The sequence below is a fragment of the Serratia sp. D1N4 genome, assembly GCF_054552755.1.
Genome location: NZ_CM137274.1, coordinates 518,781 through 540,543, shown reverse-complemented (window position 1 = coordinate 540,543; position 21,763 = coordinate 518,781). Strand labels below are relative to the sequence as shown.

The 21,763-nt window shown below is 53.1% G+C and carries 21 protein-coding genes; 3 read left to right on the top strand and 18 right to left on the bottom strand.

Annotated elements, in window-relative coordinates; genetic code table 11:
- Nucleotides 1-135: 135 nt before the first annotated feature.
- Together ACX1CU_RS02340 and ubiT are read right to left on the bottom strand one after the other, a co-directional pair.
- A complete protein-coding gene (locus ACX1CU_RS02340; RefSeq protein WP_459401045.1) occupies nt 136-639 on the bottom strand; it encodes a GNAT family N-acetyltransferase in 504 nt (167 codons plus the stop codon).
- Entirely contained in the window at nt 633-1,154 is a 522-nt protein-coding gene (gene ubiT / locus ACX1CU_RS02335) for a ubiquinone anaerobic biosynthesis accessory factor UbiT (RefSeq protein ID WP_459402703.1), read from the bottom strand. Before ubiT ends, ACX1CU_RS02340 begins: the two co-directional genes overlap by 7 nt.
- Nucleotides 1,155-1,420: 266 nt before the next feature.
- On the opposite strand from ubiT, the gene ubiU reads away from it, so the two are divergent.
- Nucleotides 1,421-2,416 (top strand): ubiquinone anaerobic biosynthesis protein UbiU, encoded by a 996-nt coding sequence (gene ubiU, locus ACX1CU_RS02330; protein ID WP_459401044.1) that lies wholly within the window; start codon nt 1,421-1,423, stop codon nt 2,414-2,416.
- Between the two features lie 11 nt (nt 2,417-2,427).
- On the top strand, nt 2,428-3,306 hold the full coding sequence (locus ACX1CU_RS02325) for a U32 family peptidase (protein ID WP_459401043.1): 879 nt from the start codon (nt 2,428-2,430) through the stop codon (nt 3,304-3,306).
- 174 nt (nt 3,307-3,480) lie between these two features.
- Here ACX1CU_RS02325 and ACX1CU_RS02320 read toward each other — a convergent pair whose 3' ends face one another.
- From ACX1CU_RS02320 to ACX1CU_RS02295, 6 genes are all read right to left on the bottom strand, one after another.
- The gene (locus ACX1CU_RS02320) at nt 3,481-4,023 is read right to left on the bottom strand and encodes a fimbrial protein (protein WP_459401042.1); all 543 of its coding nucleotides are present in this window, start codon (nt 4,021-4,023) and stop codon (nt 3,481-3,483) included.
- A 13-nt stretch (nt 4,024-4,036) separates the two neighbouring features.
- Nucleotides 4,037-5,152 carry a fimbrial protein gene (locus ACX1CU_RS02315; protein ID WP_459401041.1) on the bottom strand — a complete coding sequence of 372 codons (1,116 nt, stop codon included), beginning with the start codon at nt 5,150-5,152 and terminating at the stop codon, nt 4,037-4,039.
- Nucleotides 5,153-5,180: 28 nt separating this feature from the next.
- On the bottom strand, nt 5,181-7,709 hold the full coding sequence (locus tag ACX1CU_RS02310; protein WP_459401040.1) for a fimbria/pilus outer membrane usher protein: 2,529 nt from the start codon (nt 7,707-7,709) through the stop codon (nt 5,181-5,183).
- A 78-nt stretch (nt 7,710-7,787) separates the two neighbouring features.
- On the bottom strand, nt 7,788-8,513 hold the full coding sequence (locus tag ACX1CU_RS02305; RefSeq protein WP_459401039.1) for a fimbrial biogenesis chaperone: 726 nt from the start codon (nt 8,511-8,513) through the stop codon (nt 7,788-7,790).
- 142 nt (nt 8,514-8,655) lie between these two features.
- Complete coding sequence (locus tag ACX1CU_RS02300) at nt 8,656-9,228, bottom strand: fimbrial protein (protein WP_459401038.1); 573 nt, start codon at nt 9,226-9,228, stop codon at nt 8,656-8,658.
- Nucleotides 9,229-9,298: 70 nt separating this feature from the next.
- Nucleotides 9,299-9,793 (bottom strand): winged helix-turn-helix domain-containing protein, encoded by a 495-nt coding sequence (locus tag ACX1CU_RS02295; protein WP_459401037.1) that lies wholly within the window; start codon nt 9,791-9,793, stop codon nt 9,299-9,301.
- Between the two features lie 713 nt (nt 9,794-10,506).
- Here ACX1CU_RS02295 and ACX1CU_RS02290 point away from each other — a divergent pair.
- Complete coding sequence (locus ACX1CU_RS02290) at nt 10,507-11,532, top strand: luciferase-like monooxygenase (protein ID WP_459401036.1); 1,026 nt, start codon at nt 10,507-10,509, stop codon at nt 11,530-11,532.
- Nucleotides 11,533-11,612: 80 nt separating this feature from the next.
- On the opposite strand, the gene ACX1CU_RS02285 is transcribed toward ACX1CU_RS02290, so the two are convergent.
- From ACX1CU_RS02285 to rbfA, 10 genes are all read right to left on the bottom strand, one after another.
- Entirely contained in the window at nt 11,613-12,545 is a 933-nt protein-coding gene (locus ACX1CU_RS02285) for an IS110 family RNA-guided transposase (protein ID WP_459401035.1), read from the bottom strand.
- Nucleotides 12,546-12,880: 335 nt separating this feature from the next.
- On the bottom strand, nt 12,881-13,120 hold the full coding sequence (gene yedF / locus ACX1CU_RS02280; protein WP_025122890.1) for a sulfurtransferase-like selenium metabolism protein YedF: 240 nt from the start codon (nt 13,118-13,120) through the stop codon (nt 12,881-12,883).
- Nucleotides 13,117-14,331 carry a selenium metabolism membrane protein YedE/FdhT gene (yedE, locus tag ACX1CU_RS02275; protein ID WP_459401034.1) on the bottom strand — a complete coding sequence of 405 codons (1,215 nt, stop codon included), beginning with the start codon at nt 14,329-14,331 and terminating at the stop codon, nt 13,117-13,119. The genes yedF and yedE overlap by 4 nt, the downstream gene beginning before the upstream one ends.
- A gap of 143 nt (nt 14,332-14,474) precedes the next feature.
- Nucleotides 14,475-16,424, bottom strand: a complete 1,950-nt coding sequence (locus ACX1CU_RS02270; protein ID WP_459401033.1) for a DEAD/DEAH family ATP-dependent RNA helicase — start codon at nt 16,422-16,424, stop codon at nt 14,475-14,477.
- Nucleotides 16,414-16,488, bottom strand: a complete 75-nt coding sequence (yrbN, locus tag ACX1CU_RS02265) for a protein YrbN (protein WP_223499600.1) — start codon at nt 16,486-16,488, stop codon at nt 16,414-16,416. The genes ACX1CU_RS02270 and yrbN overlap by 11 nt, the downstream gene beginning before the upstream one ends.
- A 123-nt stretch (nt 16,489-16,611) precedes the next feature.
- Nucleotides 16,612-17,496, bottom strand: coding sequence for a lipoprotein NlpI (gene nlpI / locus ACX1CU_RS02260; protein ID WP_459401032.1), 885 nt, complete (start codon nt 17,494-17,496; stop codon nt 16,612-16,614).
- Between the two features lie 128 nt (nt 17,497-17,624).
- The gene (gene pnp / locus ACX1CU_RS02255) at nt 17,625-19,745 is read right to left on the bottom strand and encodes a polyribonucleotide nucleotidyltransferase (RefSeq protein ID WP_459401031.1); all 2,121 of its coding nucleotides are present in this window, start codon (nt 19,743-19,745) and stop codon (nt 17,625-17,627) included.
- A 242-nt stretch (nt 19,746-19,987) separates the two neighbouring features.
- Nucleotides 19,988-20,257 carry a 30S ribosomal protein S15 gene (gene rpsO / locus ACX1CU_RS02250; protein ID WP_012004950.1) on the bottom strand — a complete coding sequence of 90 codons (270 nt, stop codon included), beginning with the start codon at nt 20,255-20,257 and terminating at the stop codon, nt 19,988-19,990.
- A gap of 134 nt (nt 20,258-20,391) precedes the next feature.
- The gene (gene truB / locus ACX1CU_RS02245) at nt 20,392-21,336 is read right to left on the bottom strand and encodes a tRNA pseudouridine(55) synthase TruB (RefSeq protein WP_459401030.1); all 945 of its coding nucleotides are present in this window, start codon (nt 21,334-21,336) and stop codon (nt 20,392-20,394) included.
- Nucleotides 21,336-21,746 carry a 30S ribosome-binding factor RbfA gene (gene rbfA, locus ACX1CU_RS02240; protein WP_459401029.1) on the bottom strand — a complete coding sequence of 137 codons (411 nt, stop codon included), beginning with the start codon at nt 21,744-21,746 and terminating at the stop codon, nt 21,336-21,338. The genes truB and rbfA overlap by 1 nt, the downstream gene beginning before the upstream one ends.
- Nucleotides 21,747-21,763 lie beyond the last annotated feature (17 nt).

Sequence of the window (21,763 nt, the reverse complement as noted above, 5' to 3'; positions counted from 1 at the left end):
TTGAATTAGGGGGGGGCACAGCCAGAGGGGGAACGCTCAATGGTATGGCGGTTAGAATATCAGTTAACCGACCGACGAAAAAAAAGGTGGGTGAGTGACCCACCTCTCTCATGTTGAAGTACTGACTTACGGTGACTAAAACCGCCCAAAAGGTGACGAATACTCCACCAGCCCGTTAACATCATTCAGGGCGTCTTCTGCCAGCGGGTAAACCTGAAATGCCGCTTCAGCCCCCGGCCAACGGCAGTGCAGATCGTATTGGGCGGCGGTTTTGAAACCGAAACGCCCGTAGTAGGCCGGATCCCCCAGCACCACAACGGCGGCATAGCTGAACTCGTTCAGCGCATCCAGCCCTTCGTATATCAGTTTTTCACCCAAACCCTGGCGGCGTAGATTTTCGTCCACCGCCAGCGGCGCAAGCCCTACCCACTGACGATCAACGCCCGCAACATCAACCGGGCTAAAGGCCGCATAGCCAACCACACCGCCTTCATCGTCGGTGGCGACAATGCCCAGCGTCAGCAGGCCATCTTCACGCAGTTGCTGCACGAGATCGGCTTCGTCATCACGCCCGAAAGCCCTGCGCAGCAAGGCATCAATGCCCGCTGCATCCACCGGAATCTCAACGCGGATCAACATGGCTGCGGTACACGGGAGGATTGCACCGTGCCCTCCTGCAAACCTGCTTCAATAAAAGCCGCCAGTTGCAGCAGGCCAACGCGCAGCGGCGCAGGCATGGCATCCAGATCGATGGCGTCCATCAGATTCTTTACATACAGGCCCAATTCGGTATCTCCTTCAATCCGCAGCCGACGCTGGAAAAACAGCGTATCGGGATCTTGCTTACGCGCTGCAATCAACACCAGATCGTTGGCATCGCCGCTGAAGCTGACATCCGCTTCCGCCTGTTGGCTTACCACCAGCCTGCCGTTATCAACCGTCATAAACCATTGCAGCGCCAGATCGCACACTTCGATTTTCAGCCAACGCGACTCGAGAAACTCTAAATCTCCGTCCGCCAGCGCCTGACGAAACTGCCAGCCCAGCACCTGTTCCAGAAGCTGGCGCTGTAGAGCAAACGGCGTGAATTTTAGCGGCACGCGCAGCAGCGACGGCCCCTGACGCACAATGCGTGCCCGTAGTTTTTCCAACACTGTCATTCACTCCTTTCAACTCAATCTGAGCCTATTTTGCCACATTGATGCTCTGCGTAACCGGTCTATATCAACAAATAGTGCAATTAACATCCGCAGCCGCCTTTCTATCAATACGCCAGAAACTGCCTCAAATCAAAACCTGTTGGCGGCAGGTTGACTAAAATTGTCCCCCCGTTGACATCATTGCCAAGCGAGAAATTGCCCGGCAACCATTATCACAGCGTATGCCTAGCCTGGCATACGGCTGAATCAGGATTAAATCTATGGAGCTGCTTTGCCCCGCCGGTAATCTGCCGGCCTTGAAAGCTGCGGTGGATAATGGCGCAGATGCCGTTTACATCGGCTTGAAAGACGATACCAACGCACGCCACTTCGCCGGGCTGAATTTTACCGAGAAGAAGCTGCAAGAAGCGGCCGATTACGTGCATCGGCATGGGCGCAAACTGCATATTGCCATCAACACCTTTGCCCACCCCGATGGCTACGCCCGCTGGCAGCGCGCCGTGGATATGGCGGCGCAACTGGGGGCCGATGCGCTGATCCTGGCCGACCTGGCGATGCTGGAATACGCCGCGCAGCGCTATCCGCAGGTCGAGCGCCACGTTTCGGTGCAGGCTTCCGCCACCAATGAAGAAGCCATCCGTTTTTATCAACGCCACTTCGATGTGGCACGCGTGGTGCTGCCACGGGTGCTGTCGATGCATCAGGTCAAACAGCTTTCGCGCACCAGCCCGGTGCCACTGGAAGTGTTCGCGTTTGGCAGCCTGTGCATCATGGCCGAAGGGCGCTGTTATCTCTCTTCCTACCTGACCGGTGAGTCGCCCAATACCGTGGGTGCCTGCTCACCCGCGCGCTTTGTGCGCTGGCAACAGACGCCACAGGGGATGGAATCGCGCCTGAATGACGTGCTGATCGACCGTTATCAGGATGGCGAAAACGCCGGTTACCCAACGCTGTGCAAAGGCCGCTATCGGGTGGATAACGTGCTCTATCACCCGTTGGAAGAACCCACCAGCCTGAATACGCTGGAGCTGTTACCGGAGCTGCTTGCCGCCAATATTGCCTCGGTGAAGATCGAAGGCCGCCAGCGCAGCCCGGCGTATGTCAGCCAGGTGGCGCGCGTGTGGCGGCAGGCGATCGATCGCTGTAAAGCCAACCCGGCCACCTATCAGGCCGATGCCGCCTGGATGGAAACCCTCGGCGCAATGTCCGAAGGCACCCAAACCACGCTCGGCGCTTATCACCGCAAATGGCAGTAGCAGGAGGAACCATGAAATATGCATTAGGCCCGGTACTCTACTATTGGCCAAAAACCGATCTAGAAGCCTTTTATCAGCAGGCTGCCAGTAGCAGCGCCGATATTATCTATCTTGGCGAAAACGTCTGCACCAAACGGCGCGAGATGAAAGTGGGCGACTGGCTGGCGCTGGCGCAGGAGATCGCCAAATCCGGCAAGCAGGTGGTGATCTCTACCCTGGCGCTGCTGCAAGCACCTTCAGAACTGAACGAACTGAAACGTTATGTAGAAAACGGCGAATTCCTGATCGAAGCCAACGATCTCGGCACGGTGAATATGGCCGCCGAGCGCGGTTTGCCGTTTGTCGCCGGGCACGCCCTCAATTGCTATAACGCCTACACGTTACGTCTGTTGCATCAGCAGGGCATGACGCGCTGGTGTATGCCGGTGGAGCTTTCCCGCGATTGGCTAGTGAACTTGCTGAACCAGTGCGAAGAGCAGGGGTTCCGCCAGCAGTTTGAGGTGGAAGTGCTGAGTTACGGCCATCTGCCGTTGGCTTATTCCGCGCGTTGCTTTACCGCTCGCTCAGAAAACCGCGGCAAGGACGAATGCGAAACCTGCTGTATCAAATATCCGCAGGGTCGGATGGTCAATTCGCAGGAAAATCAGCAAGTGTTCGTGCTGAACGGTATTCAGACCATGAGCGGTTACTGCTACAACCTGGGTAATGAGTTGGTCGGGATGCAAGGGCTGGTGGATATCGTGCGCCTGTCGCCGCAGGGGGAAGAGACGCTGGCGATGCTCGATCGCTTCCGCGCCAACCAGCAGGGAACCCAGCCGCTGGCGCTAACCGATCACGCAGAGTGTAACGGTTACTGGCGGCGGGTGGCCGGGTTAGAACTGGTGCAATAGCCTTTGGAACGACCTAAATGCTAAAGGTGGTGCCCCTCTTCCTGCGGGAGTGGCCGGGATGAGGGGTTTTAATGCGGTGATACCCCCCTCACCCTAGCCCTTTCCCTGAAGGAGAGAGGGCTGGTTAGCTCTGACTGGCAAGAGGCTTTCACCTGATCTTGAAAAACGCACGGATCAATCGTAGGAGATATTGAACTGTATGGAGCTTTTCACTTTGCCAGGCGTAGCTTGCCCGGTGGCGTAATACTCATAGGCAATATCACACTGGCTCTCGTTATTGACGATGACCGCGCAACCAACGCGCGGGCTGGTGCGCAGATCCAGCGGCGTGTCATTCATCAACAGCCTGATCTCAACGTTCTCGGCTTCGCCAGTCAGGGTATTGACCAGATTACCGGTATCTGCACTGACGGTGCCGCCATTGTTCAGCGTGATATACGGGGTATAACCGTTAGTACAACGCGCCCCGCCCAAATGGATACTGCCTTGGGTACGGCCATGTGTCATACCTGGGCTATTCAGGTTCCCCATGTACACCTTCGGCAACAGCCAATCGTAGGTTTTGTGTTCTTGCCCTACAACGCTGTCGAAATAACAGGTGGCGAGCTTAATCGAACCCGTCACATTCAGCACTCCGGTGGAAGAGGCCTGCACGCTCGCTGCGCAGCAGAACAGCACCAGTAGAGAGAAGAGCCTCAACGTATTCGCTATATGCATTTCACGCTCCCGATCACTGATAGGTGATCATAAACTCGATTTGAGCATCAGCCTTGCCGGCCCGGATCGGGGCGGCGGTCTGAATATACGTGGCCTTAACCCCCAGGCTGTAATCACTGCCGCGATCTTCAAGGAAGGTTATATAGTTGGCCAGATCGATATCCTGATTGAATTTGGCTACCTGATAATTGCCGTTTTCCTGTTTGAAGCTCAGTTGCACTCCAATACCCGCCGCAGCATCACCTGCTTCAACATTCAGCTTCGAAATTCCCTGCTCGGCATTTTCGAAGCCATTGCGCGGCGTCAGTTTGATGCTGAGAACGTTCGGCTTGAATACGCTGTAGGAGGTCCGGCCATAGAATGCAGGACAACCCGACAGGACAATCTGTGTCTCGGCATTACCGGCCGTGCTGCCGACGCCATTGAACTCATCCGGGTAGTGTTCACCAAGCGGCAGGTAATAGTTACTGCCCACGTTGCAGGTGGCCGGGATCACCGTCAGACTGCCGCTTATCGACGTTTTCTGATAGACAAAATTATCGCCATTACCATTCAGTGCAGTCTCAAAGCTGGGTAAGTCGCTTCTACCGATAGTGCCACTGCCGACGTTGCTGGCGGTTTTGATAAATTCAATGTTAAAACCGACCGAAGCATCACTCTGGCTGGTGAAGTTGAAAATGCTGGTACTGCTGTTGGATAAATAGGCTGGAAGACTGCCAGGGATCTGCAAGCGTGCGCTGCCACCGTCGGGAGTGCCTTGCCACAGCGCCACCCCAATGCCGGGAATATTGGTATTGAACACGTACGGAAACGTGGAGTCACTGTAGCTGGACTGACCATAAGGCGTGCTGGTAAAAGAACTCACCAGAGCATAGATACCCGCCTTACACAGCAGTGCGGCACCGTTACCACTGGTTTGGATCCGCTGGGAATAGATCACGCTACCGATCGGTAAATCTTCCCCTACGGTCACCGAACCACCGATAGTCAAACGGGTATCAAGCGGTAAAGAAATAGCGGAACTGCTATCCCACTCACAACCGGCCTCTCCCGCTACGGCGTTTTGCGCATATAAGCCTGCACAGAGCATCACCGATGCCACCGCTCCTGACGCGATTCTTGTTTTCATCTGTTTTCTCATTAACCTTGGCGCTCTGTTATTGGCAGATACCTTGAATCACTGGCCTGCTATCGTCAGGCGAGGATGATGGCAGCGTATAATGGATACTGCAGTGTTCTGCCTGCGCATCCCCCCATCTCACCTGCAGGACTCCCGCTTCGGCAAGGTCATGCGCAATCACCAGGCTCGCCTGCCCTACGATGCCGATAGCGTTGTTCTGCGCATCATAAACGTTGGCGGCAAAAGGCAGTGGCGTGCCATCCTTACGCTTCGCCTTGATGTAGGTTACCTTGCTACGCTTGGTTTCATAATCAAGCAGCACCAAGGCCCCGGCACGAGGAACGGCGATACTTCTGCTGGACAGCAATTCAACATCCTGCGACGTGCCCTTAGGATCGATATCCACCTGATTGAGGTAGTAAGGCCGCAGGTAAGGCACGATCGCATAACCGAAGCGATCGACCTCCACGCCGGAGGCGCTGGTGACCAGTGCCCCTTTGGCACCCGGAGCACGAACCAGGCCGCTGGTTTCCCCAAGTGATTGCCCCAACGTGATGCCGCCACGGTGAGCGACAATGGCACCGTCCATGTTGGCCGACAGTTGCCGGCTGCCCTGGCCGTAGCTATAGCTGGCACCCATATTCGCCTGTGAAGCGCGGTAGCCCACGCCGCTGTTGAAGAAGTTGCCATTTGACGCGGTATCACGGCTGACACTGACGGCATAGTTAAACTGATTCTGCTCACCCGCATTCCCCGACAGCCCAACCATGCCATTGCTCCCCTTGCTGTCGGTGCTTCCGGTAACGTCGAGCGTTGGAGCGTGCGCACTCCCCCCCAACGGTAGTGAAAGACTCAGCGTATATTGGGTTTCGCGCCGATCCAGCGTGCTGTCTTGCAGCCCCGAGAACTGACCGCTCAACGTCCGGCTGACCGAAAGGGTGTAACTAAGGTTGTGCCAGAAGTTGCTATAGCCTAGCTGCATGCTCTGCTGTGAACCCTTCTGGTTCCAGTAAGTAATGTGATTACCGGTGGCATACAGGCTTCCCCAACGCTCGCCCAGAGGCTGGCTCACCGAAAGCGTGAACATGCTGCGCTGCCGCCCATAGGTATCAATATTTTCATTACGCAGCGCCAGATCGCGCAACTGCACGGCATCATTCAGGCTGAGGAAATTGTCGGTTGAATAGCGATAGGCCATCACCGAGAAACTGGTCTGTGTTTCTGCATAGACCTGGCTGAACCCGATACGATAGCTTTGTCCTGAGCGTTGATCCTGCTCAGGCAGGCGGGCTATCGACTGGGTGACGTCCAGGGAAAGCGCGCCAATCGGCGTGTTCAGGGCACCGCCTAGCAGCGCAGAGAAATAACTTTCACTGCCAACAACGCCGGTATAACCCGTCACCAAGTTACTCAGGCCAAGCTGGTAGGTCAGGCTGCCAAAATCGGGCTTATCGACCAACCCCGTGGTATTGATCTTACCTGCTGCCACCTCGTAACGGCTGATACCGGGCCGCAGCATCTGCGTAACCGAGGCATAAGGCACCGCAAAAGATCGGACCTGACCATTGGCTTCTTCGACGCGAACCGTCAACTCACCACCATAGCTGGTAGGGTAGAGATCGTTGATCTCAAACGGCCCCGGAGAAACGGTGGTGGTATAAATGGTAAAACCGTTCTGTACGATCGTGACTCTGGCGTTGGTATTGGCCACGCCACGCACCACGGGAGCATAGCCGCGCAGGGAGTCTGGCAGCATGCGATCATCGGAATACATCCTGACGCCACGGAAACGGATGCCGTCAAACAGCTCACCACTGGTAAAAGCATCGCCGATGATCAATTGGGATTTCAGCACCGGAATATCACGGCCAATATAGGTGGAGGCACTCTTATAGGCGCCACCGTCACCATCTGAAACCCAGTTGAACGACCCGTTGTTACGCACACGCCAAGGACCAACGTTCAAACCATTGCGCAGCCCGAGATAACCATAGGTGCTGGTATTTTCGCGCTGCTGAGACTGATAGACGTTGGCGTTATAGTTGACCATCAGGGCGGTCAGGCCATCTTCCCACAGCTTGGGGTTAACATAACCACGTGGCGCTCTGTTCAACAGCAACTGCGGTATCGACAGCGTCAGCTTTTGTTCGCCGGCATCAAAACTGGCTGAGGCTCCGGGCAGGAGCGCGCTGAGCGACCCGCAATATCCTTCGGCTTCCAACTGGCTAAGCCGCAGCGGTGGCGTTTGCTCCAGCAGTTTCTTTTCGCTCAGATTGAGCAGAGAAAAGAAGCTGCCGCTGTAGCAAGGGATGGTGGCATATTGGCTGCCAGGCTGTGGTTTAAAATGAACTTCTTCGCTGCCGATCGGTTGCCCGTTGAGTTCAATTTCCGCATTGTAAACACCGGGGACCACGATGTTGCCGCGGCCAAACTGGGCGGGATCGAACTTCCCGGCTTTACCGCCAGGAAAAAAACTCGGATCAAATTTCACCTCTTCCGGTGACTCTGCGGCATAGACAGACGTGGCCGAAATCATGGCGTAAGACAGGATCCATTTCAGTCTCATTTTTCTTGCTGGTTTATGCGTAGTCATAGCATCCTTGACGACTCAGATAAGCCAATAATCCTGAAAAAACAACGAAGGCTAACGAGTTAGCGGGTATGTTTTTTCAATAAAAGCCCCATAGTCATTGATCGCATTGGCCATTACGGTGTTTGGCAGCCCACCAACGGCGTTACCACTGCGCTTGACCTGAAAAGCCTGCTCAGAGAAAGGGGCAATCATGCCACCGTCACTGCCCGCCATTGCCGCTTTCCCCGTGCCAGATAGCCTTAAAGAGGCGTAACTGATGTAATAAGGGGTGGGGTTTTTTCCGATGAGTTTCTCCCCTTGCAAACGCCAACTGACCTGCCCGATGACTTCAGGGGATAAGCCTTTTAACGCTACGGGGCGGTAAAACACCTTCAGGCGATTGCGATAAGCAATGGAGAGGTAATTTTTATCGCCTTTCGACTGCGGGGGCACTTCAAGTACGTTGATCCAATAAAGCGTTTCACGATCGGTTGCCTGTCTCGCGATAGGTGCTACGGTAATACGTAACGTTTGCGCCTTGGTTGGTTCAATGCGTGAAACAGGTGGCATAATAGTAAAAGGCACATCACTGTCTTCAGGAAGCGAGTTAGGATCTCCCCCGTCAATCCAGGATTGCACCAATAAAGGAACATGACTTTTATTTTCCAGTTTTAGCGTCACTTCTCTTTCATTAGACGGGTAAATAACGCGAGTACCAGAAATAACAATACCCGCATGCAGGCATGAAGAAAATAATCCGGCGACGAGCACCAATGATGACAACCAATATCTTTCCATGAAAAGCATAACCGCCCTGTAAGTATATACCCATCACCCTTCAAACTGCGGAACTATTAGCTGCCCACAAATTAAAAAGGCTCTGGGTATTGCTATTAAACAGGGCCCTGTTTGCGCAGGCCCCTGTCACTACTGCTATAGTTTATTGATAAACAATACTATATTTAACCGTAGAGGCTACTTTACCCGGAGTGGCTGCACCACCCACTGCAATATACTGACCAAAGTACGTGTACTCGGCCGTATTATTGGTGATGGTTTTCGGCAAATAGTTCTCGGTACCGGTCCACAGGTTAATTGGATTGTTATTCTCGCCATTCAGGATTTGTACCTGAACATTGCCTGCCGGGTTATCTGCTGCAATGATGGTATTCTTCAACCAGCCTGTTGCTCTGTCGATCGCCGGGCTAGTTGGCTCGAAATACACTTGAGCAATCTTCCCATTAGTGCAGTTGGTGTCACCATCGCCACCCAGAGTAATTTTAAACGGGGTAGCGTTCGCCGTAGCTCCTGGGCTGTTCAGCGCACTGGCCTGAACCTGTCTTAAATTGACGTTTACATCAATGTCACCATTTGGAGTCTTACCGTTGATCAAACAAGTGGTATCAGTAACTTCGCCAATAAAATTGATGTCACCATCAATAGCAAGAGCAGAAGTCGCAGTCAGGCCACCCATGACACAGGCAAGCGTCATTAAGAGAGTATTTCTTTTCATTTAAATAATTATCCTGTTAATTGTCCTTAAATACTCTGAATCTTTGGGGTAAACCTTAGGTTCAGAGCCATTATTTCACTTTATAGTGAAATCCTGTCTCCCTATTAGTTGTACCTAAAAAGCTATATAAAGGTACAATCAATGCTCCTTGCAACGTATATCCCTTTCCGCGAGAGGCTTTAATAAAACTGTCATCTATACCTATTGTTGCCAACCGCGCCTTAAGTTCAGTAATTACTTGCGTTAGTCTGGTGGAGGAGGAAGACAAATTATAATTCTCCCAAACATTGACCAAAATCTCTTGATTAGAGACATAGCCAAAACTTGCATTCGCCAACAAATAAAGTAACAATCTCATCATCGTCTCACGCAACTTAAAATAATTACTAAAGCGATAGTCAAGATAACTACTATATTCTATAGTATTATATAGTTTTATTACTGAGCCTGACTTTATATCGACTTGGAATTCATCATTAACAACATAGCCAAAAAGCTGCAATTTTTTTGCATCAACTCTTATAATTGATTTCTCTGCATCTCTTTTTTGGCTTGTGGTATCCATTATCACTCCGTAGCATCACTGCTGTAACCACCTAGATATTCTATTTATCGATTAAAAATTCAGCACATACATATATTATCGGCCCGGTCTATATTATGGACTAGGATTATAATGTCAATTCATAAAGGCAAAAAAAATCACGCTTAAAAGAGAATTAAAAACTTTATTAATTAAATAACACACCAAAAGATAGATTATATGACTATATAATTTATATTTTTAGGTTAAAATTCTATTCATACAGATAAATTAATACATAAGCATGAAATTCTTTTTTTGTCATTTATTTGGATAGCTATTTCGCTATTTTTAGGCTCAAATCTGATTGACTAACATCAAAATCACTAATTATTTCTCATACCCCTAGCCATTTGGGTGTTTTTACATGAACTCCTTTCTTAATTCTCTACTCTCGTTGATTAATAGCGCTGCGAGTAAAGACTGTCGATTGTTCTGGATAAATAAAACAGAATATTAATTAATTTTTATGATGCTTTTCCTTGATTCATACACCTTAGTAATGATTAACTCACCTAGGCCCTGATATATACCCAAAAACTTTGAGGCCATTTAGAGAGGTTCAAGCACGGATATCCTCTTTTCTCATCGTAAATTGGATTATGCTTTCACAGCTTGCAGATCCCTGCACTCGCCCTTTAAGCGATAAACCTATAGGCCGTGCCCCGTAATGGCAGGAAACGGCTTTAAGCACAATGGACGATGAAATGACTGAAAACACACAGGTGCCGCTTTCGGTACTGGATTTATCCCCAATCCCTCTGGGAGCCAAAGCGCGGGATGCGTTCCATTCCTCATTGGATTTGGCGCAACATGCCGAAAAATGGGGATACCAGCGTTACTGGCTGGCGGAACACCACAATATGACCGGCATTGGCAGTGCGGCAACGTCGGTGCTGCTGGGCTACCTAGCGGCGGGCACCCAACGTATTCGCCTCGGTTCAGGTGGCGTGATGCTGCCAAACCATGCGCCGCTGGTGATTGCCGAGCAGTTCGGTACGCTGGAGTCGCTCTATCCAGGGCGTATCGATCTGGGGCTTGGCCGTGCGCCGGGTACCGATCAGCGCACCATGATGGCACTACGCCGCCATCTCTCCGGTGACGTGGACAACTTCCCGCGTGACGTGCAGGAACTGCAACGCTACTTCGGTGAAGTGCAGCCAGAACAAGCGGTGCAGGCAGTGCCGGGCCAGGGGTTGTATGTGCCCATCTGGCTGCTGGGTTCCAGCCTGTACAGCGCGCAACTGGCAGCGAAGCTCGGCTTGCCCTTCGCCTTTGCCTCTCACTTTGCGCCAGAAATGCTGTTCCAGGCGTTGAACCTGTATCGTGACAATTTTACCCCTTCCGAGCAGTGCCAACAGCCGCATGCCATGGTGTGTGTGAACGTGATTGCGGCCGACAGCGATCGCGATGCCCGCTTCCTGTTTACCTCCATGCAGCAACAGTTCATCAATCTGCGTCGGGGTTCGCCAGGACCACTGCCACCGCCGGTAGACAATATCCACGCCCTGTGGACTGCGGGTGAACAATATGGAGTGGATCAGGCACTACGGATGTCGATCGTCGGCGGCGAAAATACGGTGCGCCAAGGGCTGCAAACGTTGCTGCGTGAAACCGATGCTGACGAGATTATGGTTAACGGCCAGATTTTTGATCATCAGGCGCATTTGCGATCGTTTGAGATTGTTGCCGGGGTGAAAGGCGACTTAATGAAGAGATAGGGGTTACGTATAGGTGATGCCCCTCACCCTAGCCCTCTCCCACAGGGAGAGCTGCTGTGTTTAAAGTCAATGGGTGATGATTAATTTGTCACCCATTGCCTATTGTCTCGCAGCATCGCGTTTAATATCGTTAACAGCTTTCTGATGCATGCGGTTAGCGCCACTTTCTTCGCTTTACCCCGTGCAACCAGCCTCTCATAGAACTCTTTTATCGTCTTATTGCTACGCGTTGCCGACAACGTTGCCATGTAAAGCGCCGCTCTCACCGCCGAACGACCGCCCCAGATCGTTCGCTGCCCTTTCATTTTCCCACTTTCATGGGCGTACGGGCACACGCCAACCAAGGCACTGATTTCTCGCCGTGTCAGCTTACCTAGCTCCGGTAACAACGCCAGTAACGTCGACACCGTCACTTTACCTAGCCCTTTCACCTCTTCGAGCAACCTGGCTTTCTCCTGCCAGACTGGCATCACCTTCAGTTGTCGGTGTATATCATCGTCAATATCGCTAATCTGCTGGTTCAGCCAATTAACATGGGCATGTATCGATTGGCTGGCCTCGTATAACGCACCCTCAAGCCTGTTAAGCTCCGCTGTGCGGATCTCTACCAATTGACGCCGTCGCGTTACCATTCCCGCCAGACGTTGAGTTTGAACATCGTTTTGTTCTCTCACTGGCGGCTCTATCGCCTGGGCAGAGCGGCATAACACTGCAGCATCTATCGTGTCTGTTTTTGCCCGTTTTCCCAACGCACGGGCAAAATTCTTGACCTGCCGGGGATTAACGACCGCTACGGGCAATGTCTTCAACGTGAGCGCTGCACAAAGTGGCCCATGATATTTACCTGTAGCCTCCATGGCGATCAGCTCCACCTCATAGGTCTCAAGCAAGGTGATTAACGCCTGATGCCCTGAGGACGTATTGTCAAATTGAGCAATACGATGGTCTGTGTTGATAAACACGTCGAACTTCTCTTTGGCGATATCAATACCGACGTAAGTCTTTTGCTTCATCTCATGTCTCCCAGCCTTGCGTGATACGGACTGACAGCATCGTCGTCCAGGCAGCTGTTCGGGCTCATCATGAAACCGACGTGGCGCAATAAGCTCTCCCACGGGCTTGGTGTCCCAGAGGGGGTACGTGCTGCCACGCCGGGTAAGAACACGGTACAACCTATCTTTTTACATCAACTACAAACATACAAGGGAACCGATCGAGTATGTTTGAAATTACAGTGATTCACCTTGGAGGAGAAAGCGAACGAGTTTGCTGGGATTATCTCTTTACTGCCAAACGAGCAAGGGCTATCAGCTCCCTCTCCCTGCGGGAGAGGGTTGGGGTGAGGGGCTCAGCGTTGGATCAGGTAGCGAATGGTCGGGCCATCCTGCTGAATATCCAGTACTTTATAGCCGTGATTACGCGCATCCAGCGGGATGTTGTTGATCGACTGCGGGCAGTCGCTGATCACTTCCAGTATTTCACCCGGTTTAAGCTGCGGCATCGCCTCCAGCGTGGCCACTGCCGGATAAGGGCAAGGTTCGCCCACCATATCCAAGCGATAATCCGGCACTATCTCTGCCTGTTTCATGACGCACTCCTTAAGTCAGCCACCTGCGCATCAGCTTTTGCGCGGAAAAAACGTTTCTCCCACCACAACATGGCGGCAAAGGCGATTGCCAGCAGCAGATAGGTCACTAGCAGCCCACCGATCGGCCCGAAGGTATCCAGCAGGTTAATCTTGTCGTAATGAGTGGCTAATGCAGGGGACAAATCATCCCAGTAATACGCCAACAGCGTTGCACCGATGATATTACCCAAGCCCACCCACCAGTAGTGGATCTGCCCTTCTACCGCACGGTACATCCAACCGGTTTCACAGCCGCCAGCCAGCACAATCCCAAAGCCGAACAGCAATCCGCCGATAACCGCATTCGGGCCAGCCCACATGATTTTTGGCGCGACGCCCAGTTGCACATAGCTGAAGATGCCAATCGCACTCACCGCCATCCCAAGAATGATCGCTTTAGCCATATGGGTGCGGCCGGTGATCCACAGATCGCGGAACGCCGAGGTGAAGCAGATCTGTGCGCGTTCAATCAGCAGGCCAAAGCCGATGCCAAACAGCATGGCGATGCCAAGCTTCGGTGCATCGAACAGAGTCCATAATGACCAGGCCACGGTCAGGCAAAAAATCACCATCCCCAAACGGAAACGGCGGCGTGCTTGCTCCGGCTTCTGCGTCAACGGTGCGGCAGCACTGACCTTTTGCAGCTTGACCGGGATGCGGAACATCGGCAGCAGGGTAAATTTCGCGCCGAAGTAAGAGCCTGCGGCCGTCGCCAGTGCAAAAAACCAGGCGTGCAACGAAAACTGTGGGATCCCGGTGAAGAAAGCTGCCAGGTTACAGCCCATCGCCAAGCGTGCGCCAAAACCGGCAATAATGCCGCCCAAGAGCGCCTGTGCAATGCGGATACGGTGTTGTGGCATGCGCAGCTTGACGTTATTCGCCCACAGCGCGGCGGCGATACAACCGGCAAACATGCCGATAATCATCCGGCCATCGATACGCTCGAGTGGCGAATCTTGCAGGCCTATCACTTTAAAATAGCCCCACTGCTCGGGGTGGAACCCCAACCCTTGCAGCACATGGCCGCCCCAGCGGGTGAACTCACCGGTTACCGCCCAAAACGTGCCCGTCATGCCAAAATAATAGGTAGAAAGGATCCCGGCAGCCATCACTGCCGGTAAAGGCGCCCAAAAGCGTACCAGGTACTGAGATTTGAATTGCTGCCAGCTCATGGCATCTCCTGTGCATGACATCCGTAAAATAAACCTTGCGAATCATACGCCATTTAGCGGTATAAACTGCGATTTCAAGCATAAAAAAACCAGCCCGCAGGCTGGTTTCTGATGTGACTAACCGCGAGCGGTTAAATCAGCAATTATGCATCACCGAAACGGCGACGTGGTGCAGCAGGTGCCGCATCGTCACGGCGCGGTGCTGGCTTACCGCCACGGCGTTCGCCACCGGCAGCGTTACCGCCTTCACGACGCTCACCGAAAGAACGACGCGGAGCAGCAGCGGCCCCTTCACGGCGCTCGCCATTGAATGGACGAGCAGCACCGCCACCACGACGCTCACCGCCGTTACCACCAGCAGGACGCTCACGGCGTTCATGTGGCAGTGCATCACCCAGCAGTTGCATATTCATCGGCTTGTTCAGGATACGGGTGCGAGTGAAGTGATTCAGGATCTCGCCCGGCATGCCTTTCGGCAGCTCGATAGTGGAGTGGGAAGCAAACAGCTTGATGTTACCGATGTAACGGCTGCTGATATCGCCTTCGTTAGCGATAGCGCCAACAATATGACGAACTTCTACACCATCATCCCGGCCCACTTCAATGCGGTACAACTGCATCTCACCGACGTCACGACGTTCGCGACGTGGACGTTCAGCACCATCACGGCTCTCTGGACGTGCACCGTCTGGACGTGCGTCACGACGACGCTCGCCGCCACGCTCGTCACGGTCGTTAAACTCACGGCGTTGACGCGGCTTGAATACCGGATCCGGTGGCAGGATCAGAGGACGTTCGCCCTGGGCCATTTTCAGCAGTGCTGCGGCCAAGGTTTCCATATCCAGATCTTCTGCCGGTTGCAGTTTAGCCAGCAATGCGCGGTACATATCCAGATCGCTGCTTTCCAGTTGCTGCTGCACTTTAGCGGCAAACTTGGCCAGACGGCGCTCACCCAGCAGGTCTGCGTTTGGCAGCTCAACTTCTGGAATGGTCAGCTTCATGATGCGTTCAATGTTACGCAGCAGGCGGCGTTCGCGGTTTTCCACGAACAGCAGCGCGCGGCCAGCACGGCCAGCACGGCCAGTACGGCCGATACGGTGAACGTAAGACTCTGAATCCATAGGGATATCATAGTTTACGACCAGGCTGATACGCTCAACGTCCAAACCACGGGCTGCCACGTCGGTGGCGATCAGGATATCCAGGCGGCCATCTTTCAGGCGTTCCAGAGTCTGCTCACGCAGAGCCTGATTCATGTCACCGTTCAGTGCAGCACTGTTATAACCGCTACGCTCCAGCGCTTCGGCCACTTCCAGAGTCGCGTTTTTAGTACGCACGAAGATGATCGCAGCGTCAAAATCTTCTGATTCCAGGAAACGCACCAGCGCTTCGTTTTTACGCATGCCCTGCACAGTCCAGTAGCTCTGGCTGATGTCCGGACGGGTAGTCACACTTGACTGAATGCGCACTTCCTGTGGATCTTTCATGAAGCGACGGGTAATACGACGGATCGCTTCCGGCATGGTGGCAGAGAACAGCGCAGTCTGATGTTCAGCCGGGATCTCCGCCATGATGGTTTCTACGTCTTCGATAAAGCCCATGCGCAGCATTTCGTCGGCTTCGTCCAACACCAGGCCTTTCAGGCTGGAGAGGTTCAGGGTGCCGCGCTTCAGGTGATCCAGCAGACGGCCCGGAGTCCCTACCACGATCTGTGGGCCCTGGCGCAGAGCGCGCAGTTGCACGTCATAACGCTGGCCACCGTACAGTGCCACCACATTCACGCCATGCATGTGCTTGGAGAAATCGGTCATTGCTTCAGCAACCTGAACCGCCAGTTCGCGGGTCGGTGCCAGCACCAGGATTTGTGGTGCTTTCAGGGCTGCATCAAGGTTGTGCAGCAGTGGCAACGAGAACGCTGCCGTTTTACCGCTCCCGGTCTGCGCCATGCCCAGCACGTCGCGACCGTTCAACAGGTGAGGAATACACTCAGCCTGGATCGGTGATGGTTTTTCGTAGCCCAGATCGGTCAGGGCGGCGATGATTGGAGCAGACAGCCCCAGGTCAGCAAAAGAGGTTTCAAACTCAGTAGTCATGTACACGTGCCTCATTAATAATGGCAGCCAGTCTACATAACTCGTCGAGAAAATTTTCAGTCATTTTCATTGAAAAGTGTGAACCGGCTCAAATTAGATTGTAAAACAGACAAAAAAGCCCTCGCCCGTTAAGGCGATTACTCTGGTTAAAAAACCAATGTAATTCAGGCTGATAAGTGTCCGTCAGCTATTGCTGGTCCGATTCCGATAGGTCGTCTTGTTCTTGGCTTAACATCGCCAATTCCAACAATGCATAGCGGTGCTCAACAAAGTTATGAACGTTGTTAGCTACCGTCAGTTTGAACAGCGCCGAAGCGGTGTCCTTGTCCCCCAGACTTAGGTAATGCTTACCTAAATAGAAGTCAGTTTCACTGAGATGCTCAGCGAGCGAAGTGTTATCCGTTGCATCTGCCTTGAGCCGTTCCATCAGCGTTTTTTCGCTGATTGTGCCCAGGTAGAATTCGACAATATTCCATCCCCATTGCCCTCGGTTCGCTTTGTCATAACGCTGCTGGAGCGCTACGGTAGCTGTCTTGGGATCGATTTCTCTTTCCACCAGATAAAGCCACAACGAACGGAAGGGATCATTTGGATCGTCTTGATAAAACGCCTGCAGATCATCCTGCGCTAACGGGAAGCGACCACCATAATACAGTGCGATGCCCCGATTTAAACGCGCGTAATTGTAAGTTGGATCAAGCTCTAGTACAGAATCAAACGCTTCATAGGCAGCATCAAAATTGCCTGCCTGCGTAAAGTAAATGCCCAGGTAGTTGAAAACTTCCGGCATATCAGGACGTATCGCTAACGCTTGCGAGAAATCATTGCGCGCCAGTGCACGTAGCCCGAGGCTATCATACAGCACACCGCGCTCATATAAAAGCTGCGCACGCTCATCGTCCGTCAGTGCCCGGCTGGCAAGTATTTGTTCCATGCGCGCCAGGATCACTTCCTGCTGCAGTGTTGGCTGCAACGGGATAGCCAGAACTTCGTCTTTACGCCAATCATGGTTGCTGCATCCTGCCAGCATGAGTGCTGTCGCAACATAACACCAGCGCAAGAAAGGCTTCATTTCCCACTCCCGAAGACAAACATTGGATGAACGTCCTGTCCTCCGCTTGCTAATACGCGGATATCCTACCCACGTGATAAGAACAGCTCCCAACCCCAAGGTGGGGAGCTGTAAAACTTATGATACAGTTACTCTGCTTCAGGAACCGGTGCGGCAGCGGTTTCTGGCGCTGTCGCTTCTTTGATGCTCAGGCGCACACGGCCCTGGCGATCAACTTCCAGTACCTTAACCGGCACTTCCTGGCCCATCTGCAGATAGTCGGTCACTTTCTCAACGCGCTTGTCAGCGATTTGAGAGATATGTACCAGACCTTCTTTACCGCCGCCGATGGCCACAAAGGCACCGAAATCAACGATACGGGTCACTTTACCCTGATACACACGGCCAACTTCGATCTCAGCGGTGATCTCTTCGATGCGACGAATAGCAAATTTCGCTTTTTCGTTGTCGGTAGCAGCAATTTTCACTGTACCATCATCTTCAATTTCAATGGTCGTGCCGGTCTCTTCGGTCAACGCACGAATGACAGAACCGCCTTTACCAATGACATCTTTGATCTTGTCTGGATTGATACGGATGGTATGGATACGCGGTGCAAACTCAGAGATATCGCCACGCGGCGTGCTGATTGCCTGTTCCATCACGCCCAGAATGTGCAGACGCGCACCCTTGGCCTGGTTCAGAGCCACCTGCATGATTTCGCGGGTGATACCTTCAATTTTGATATCCATCTGCAGCGCGGTGATACCTTCACGGCTACCGGCCACTTTGAAGTCCATGTCGCCTAGGTGATCTTCGTCACCCAGAATGTCAGACAGCACCACAAAGTTGTCTTGCTCTTTCACCAGGCCCATCGCGATACCCGCAACCGCAGCCTTGATTGGCACACCGGCATCCATCAGCGCCAGAGAAGCACCACAAACCGAAGCCATGGAAGAAGAACCATTGGATTCAGTGATTTCAGACACCACACGCACGGTGTACGGGAAATCTTCTGGTTTAGGCATCATCGCCAAGACACCGCGTTTAGCCAGGCGGCCGTGACCGATTTCGCGACGCTTAGGTGAACCCACCATACCGGTTTCACCAACGGAGTACGGAGGGAAGTTGTAGTGGAACAGGAAGTTGTCGGTCTTCTCGCCCATCAGTTCATCGATATTCTGTGCGTCACGCGCAGTACCCAGAGTGGCGGTAACCAGCGCCTGAGTTTCACCACGGGTGAACAGGGCTGAACCGTGAGTACGCGGCAGCACGCCGGTGCGCACGTCCAGACCACGGATCATGTCTTTTTCACGGCCATCGATACGCGGCTCGCCACGCAGCACACGGCTACGTACGACGTTTTTCTCAACGTTACCCAGGATGTCTTGAATCTCTGAGGCATCCAGCGTTTCGTCTTGTGCCAGCAGAGTTTCCACTACGCTGTCTTTGATCGCGTCAACCTGAGCATAACGCTCTTGTTTCTCGGTGATGTGGTAAGCATCACCCAGACGGCTTTCTGCCAGTTCAGCCACGCGCGCATGCAGCGCTTCGTTGACCGCAGGCGCCTGCCAATCCCACTTCGGTTTGCCAGCTTCAGCAACCAGAGCGTTGATGTTTTCGATAACCACTTGCTGCTGGTCATGACCGAACACCACTGCACCCAGCATCTGATCTTCGCTCAGCACGTCAGCTTCGGATTCCACCATCAGCACGGCACCGGCAGTACCGGCAACCACCAGATCCAGACGGCTTGCTTTCAGTTCGTCAGTGGTTGGGTTCAGCACATACTGATCGTTGATGTAACCCACGCGCGCTGAGCCGATTGGGCCATTGAACGGAATACCGGACAGGCTCAGGGCAGCGGAAGCGCCGATCATCGCAACGATATCTGGGTTAACCTGTGGGTTAACGGACACCACGGTGGCGATAACTTGCACTTCGTTCAGGAAGCTGTCTGGGAACAGTGGGCGAATTGGGCGGTCAATCAGACGGGAGGTCAGGGTTTCGCCTTCGCTCGGACGGCCTTCACGGCGGAAGAAGCTGCCTGGGATACGGCCAGCAGCGTAAGTACGCTCCTGATAGTTAACGGTCAGCGGGAAGAAGCTCTGGCCGGGTTTGGCTTTTTTCTGGCCTACAACAGTTACGAATACGGCTGTGTCATCCATGCTCACCATAACGGCGGCAGTGGCCTGACGTGCCATCATACCAGTCTCAATAGTGACGGTATGTTGGCCATACTGGAATTTGCGAATGATCGGTGTCAGCAAAATTTAATCCTTAATTGACGGCGCGCAATCGTAATGACGACTCGACACGCCAGTGACTCAACTTGCCTTCACATTACATCCTCGCGACTAATGACAACCCTTATCTCAGCCTGAGATAAAGCCTCTCATTAGCCGCGCGAACCTCTGTAACGGAAGGTCCTAGTAATACATTAACCTGATTTACCTATGCTTCCTAGAAGAAAGGGGCCAAATTAGGCCCCTTTCCACTGAAACTTGCTCGATTAGCGACGCAGACCCAGACGCTCGATCAGGCTGGTATAACGTGCTACATCTTTACGCTTCAGGTAGTCCAGCAGCTTACGACGCTGAGAAACCATACGCAGCAGACCACGACGGCTGTGGTGATCTTTTTTGTGCTCTGAGAAGTGGCCTTGCAGATGGTTGATTTGCGCAGTCAGCAGGGCAACCTGAACTTCGCTAGAACCGCTGTCGTTAGTACCACGACCAAAATCAGCTACGATTTTAGCTTTAGCTTCAACACTTAGAGACATTGTCATACTCCAGATTATAGATAATAAATACGGGCGCCGATCTCTAATTCAGCAACCCAATGCATAAGCTGCGCCATTCTACTCTTATCCCCGCCATCCTTCAAGCGATCGGGGAGGTACGCAGGGCAAGGCGATCAGTCGAAATACTCAACCACCAGGCGCCGCGGCGCGACTCGCCCATCGTCAGCAATTTCGCCAATACCAATAAATTTACGCTCTGCACCTTCCGTGATGCGTACCAATCCTGAGGCTGGCGCGCCCGCAACCTGTACCGGCTGCCCCTGTTTGACGTAACCGGCCACCGCTGGTAGCAGATTCACTTCAGGGAAGTCTTCCGCCGGGCTATCCATCGGCATCAACAGCGGATCGAGCAGTTCGCTTGAAGCGATCCCCTGCTCCTCGGCCTGTGCCACCAAGGCATGCAGCTGTTCCAATGTGACCATTCGAGCGATCGGATACTTCGCCACCTGCAAGCGACGCAGATAAATCACATGCGCACCACAACCCAGCAACTCACCGAGATCGTCGGTGATGGTGCGAATGTAGGTACCTTTCGAACAGTGGATTTCCAGCTCCAGCTCATCCCCTTCCCAGCGGATAAATTGCAGTTCGTAGACGGTGATGCTGCGCGCTTCACGTGGCACTTCGATACCCTGGCGCGCATATTCATACAGCTTTTTGCCCTGATATTTCAGCGCCGAATACATCGATGGCACCTGCTGAATATTGCCACGGAAGGTATCCAGTGCAGCATCTAGCTGAGCTTGCGTGAAGTTAACCGGCCGCTCCTGCACCACCTGGCCATCCGCATCCGACGTATCGGTACGCTGGCCCAGGCGGGCAATAACGCGGTAACGCTTGTCAGAATCGAGCAGATATTGTGAGAACTTGGTCGCCTCACCCAGGCAAATCGGCAGCATGCCGGTTGCCAGCGGATCGAGCGCGCCGGTATGGCCCGCCCGATTGGCGTTGTAAAGACGTTTCACTTTTTGCAGGGCGTCGTTGGACGACAGGCCCTGCGGTTTATCCAGCAACAGTACGCCGTGGATATCACGGCCACGGCGGCGCGGGCGACTCATTAAGCCTCCTCGTCATCGCCTGATGCAGAACGGCGTTCAGCATCACTTTTCACCACGTTGGTCACCAGGTTAGACATACGCATACCTTCAACCAGTGAGTTGTCGTAAGCGAAAGTCAGTTCAGGCACCACACGCAGGCGCATGGCTTTGCCCAGCAACGTGCGGATATAACCGGAGGCGTCTTCCAACGCTTTAATGCCGTTGGTCACCAGATTCGGATCGTGATTTTCGGTCAATACGTTCAGGAAGGTGACATACACTTTGGCGTACGCCAGATCGCGAGAAACTTCTACCCCTGAAACGGTTGCCATACCGATACGCGGATCTTTGACTTCACGCTGCAAAATGATCGCGATCTCTTTTTGCATCTCTTGTGCCACGCGTTGACCGCGGCTGAATTCTTTTGCCATTTGAGTATCCTCCAGAC

Coding starts and splice junctions, on each gene's coding strand:
- ACX1CU_RS02290 (WP_459401036.1), top strand. CDS start 10,507: ATGGACGATGAAATGACTGAAAACACACAGGTGCCGCTTTCGGTACTG.
- ACX1CU_RS02315 (WP_459401041.1), bottom strand. CDS start 5,152: ATGAAAACAAGAATCGCGTCAGGAGCGGTGGCATCGGTGATGCTCTGT.
- rbfA (WP_459401029.1), bottom strand. CDS start 21,746: ATGGCAAAAGAATTCAGCCGCGGTCAACGCGTGGCACAAGAGATGCAA.
- ACX1CU_RS02325 (WP_459401043.1), top strand. CDS start 2,428: ATGAAATATGCATTAGGCCCGGTACTCTACTATTGGCCAAAAACCGAT.
- ACX1CU_RS02295 (WP_459401037.1), bottom strand. CDS start 9,793: ATGGATACCACAAGCCAAAAAAGAGATGCAGAGAAATCAATTATAAGA.
- ACX1CU_RS02270 (WP_459401033.1), bottom strand. CDS start 16,424: ATGACTACTGAGTTTGAAACCTCTTTTGCTGACCTGGGGCTGTCTGCT.
- ubiU (WP_459401044.1), top strand. CDS start 1,421: ATGGAGCTGCTTTGCCCCGCCGGTAATCTGCCGGCCTTGAAAGCTGCG.
- ACX1CU_RS02285 (WP_459401035.1), bottom strand. CDS start 12,545: ATGAAGCAAAAGACTTACGTCGGTATTGATATCGCCAAAGAGAAGTTC.
- truB (WP_459401030.1), bottom strand. CDS start 21,336: ATGAGTCGCCCGCGCCGCCGTGGCCGTGATATCCACGGCGTACTGTTG.
- ACX1CU_RS02300 (WP_459401038.1), bottom strand. CDS start 9,228: ATGAAAAGAAATACTCTCTTAATGACGCTTGCCTGTGTCATGGGTGGC.
- yedE (WP_459401034.1), bottom strand. CDS start 14,331: ATGAGCTGGCAGCAATTCAAATCTCAGTACCTGGTACGCTTTTGGGCG.
- rpsO (WP_012004950.1), bottom strand. CDS start 20,257: ATGTCTCTAAGTGTTGAAGCTAAAGCTAAAATCGTAGCTGATTTTGGT.
- ACX1CU_RS02310 (WP_459401040.1), bottom strand. CDS start 7,709: ATGAGACTGAAATGGATCCTGTCTTACGCCATGATTTCGGCCACGTCT.
- yedF (WP_025122890.1), bottom strand. CDS start 13,120: ATGAAACAGGCAGAGATAGTGCCGGATTATCGCTTGGATATGGTGGGC.
- nlpI (WP_459401032.1), bottom strand. CDS start 17,496: ATGAAGCCTTTCTTGCGCTGGTGTTATGTTGCGACAGCACTCATGCTG.
- ACX1CU_RS02340 (WP_459401045.1), bottom strand. CDS start 639: ATGTTGATCCGCGTTGAGATTCCGGTGGATGCAGCGGGCATTGATGCC.
- ACX1CU_RS02305 (WP_459401039.1), bottom strand. CDS start 8,513: ATGGAAAGATATTGGTTGTCATCATTGGTGCTCGTCGCCGGATTATTT.
- ACX1CU_RS02320 (WP_459401042.1), bottom strand. CDS start 4,023: ATGCATATAGCGAATACGTTGAGGCTCTTCTCTCTACTGGTGCTGTTC.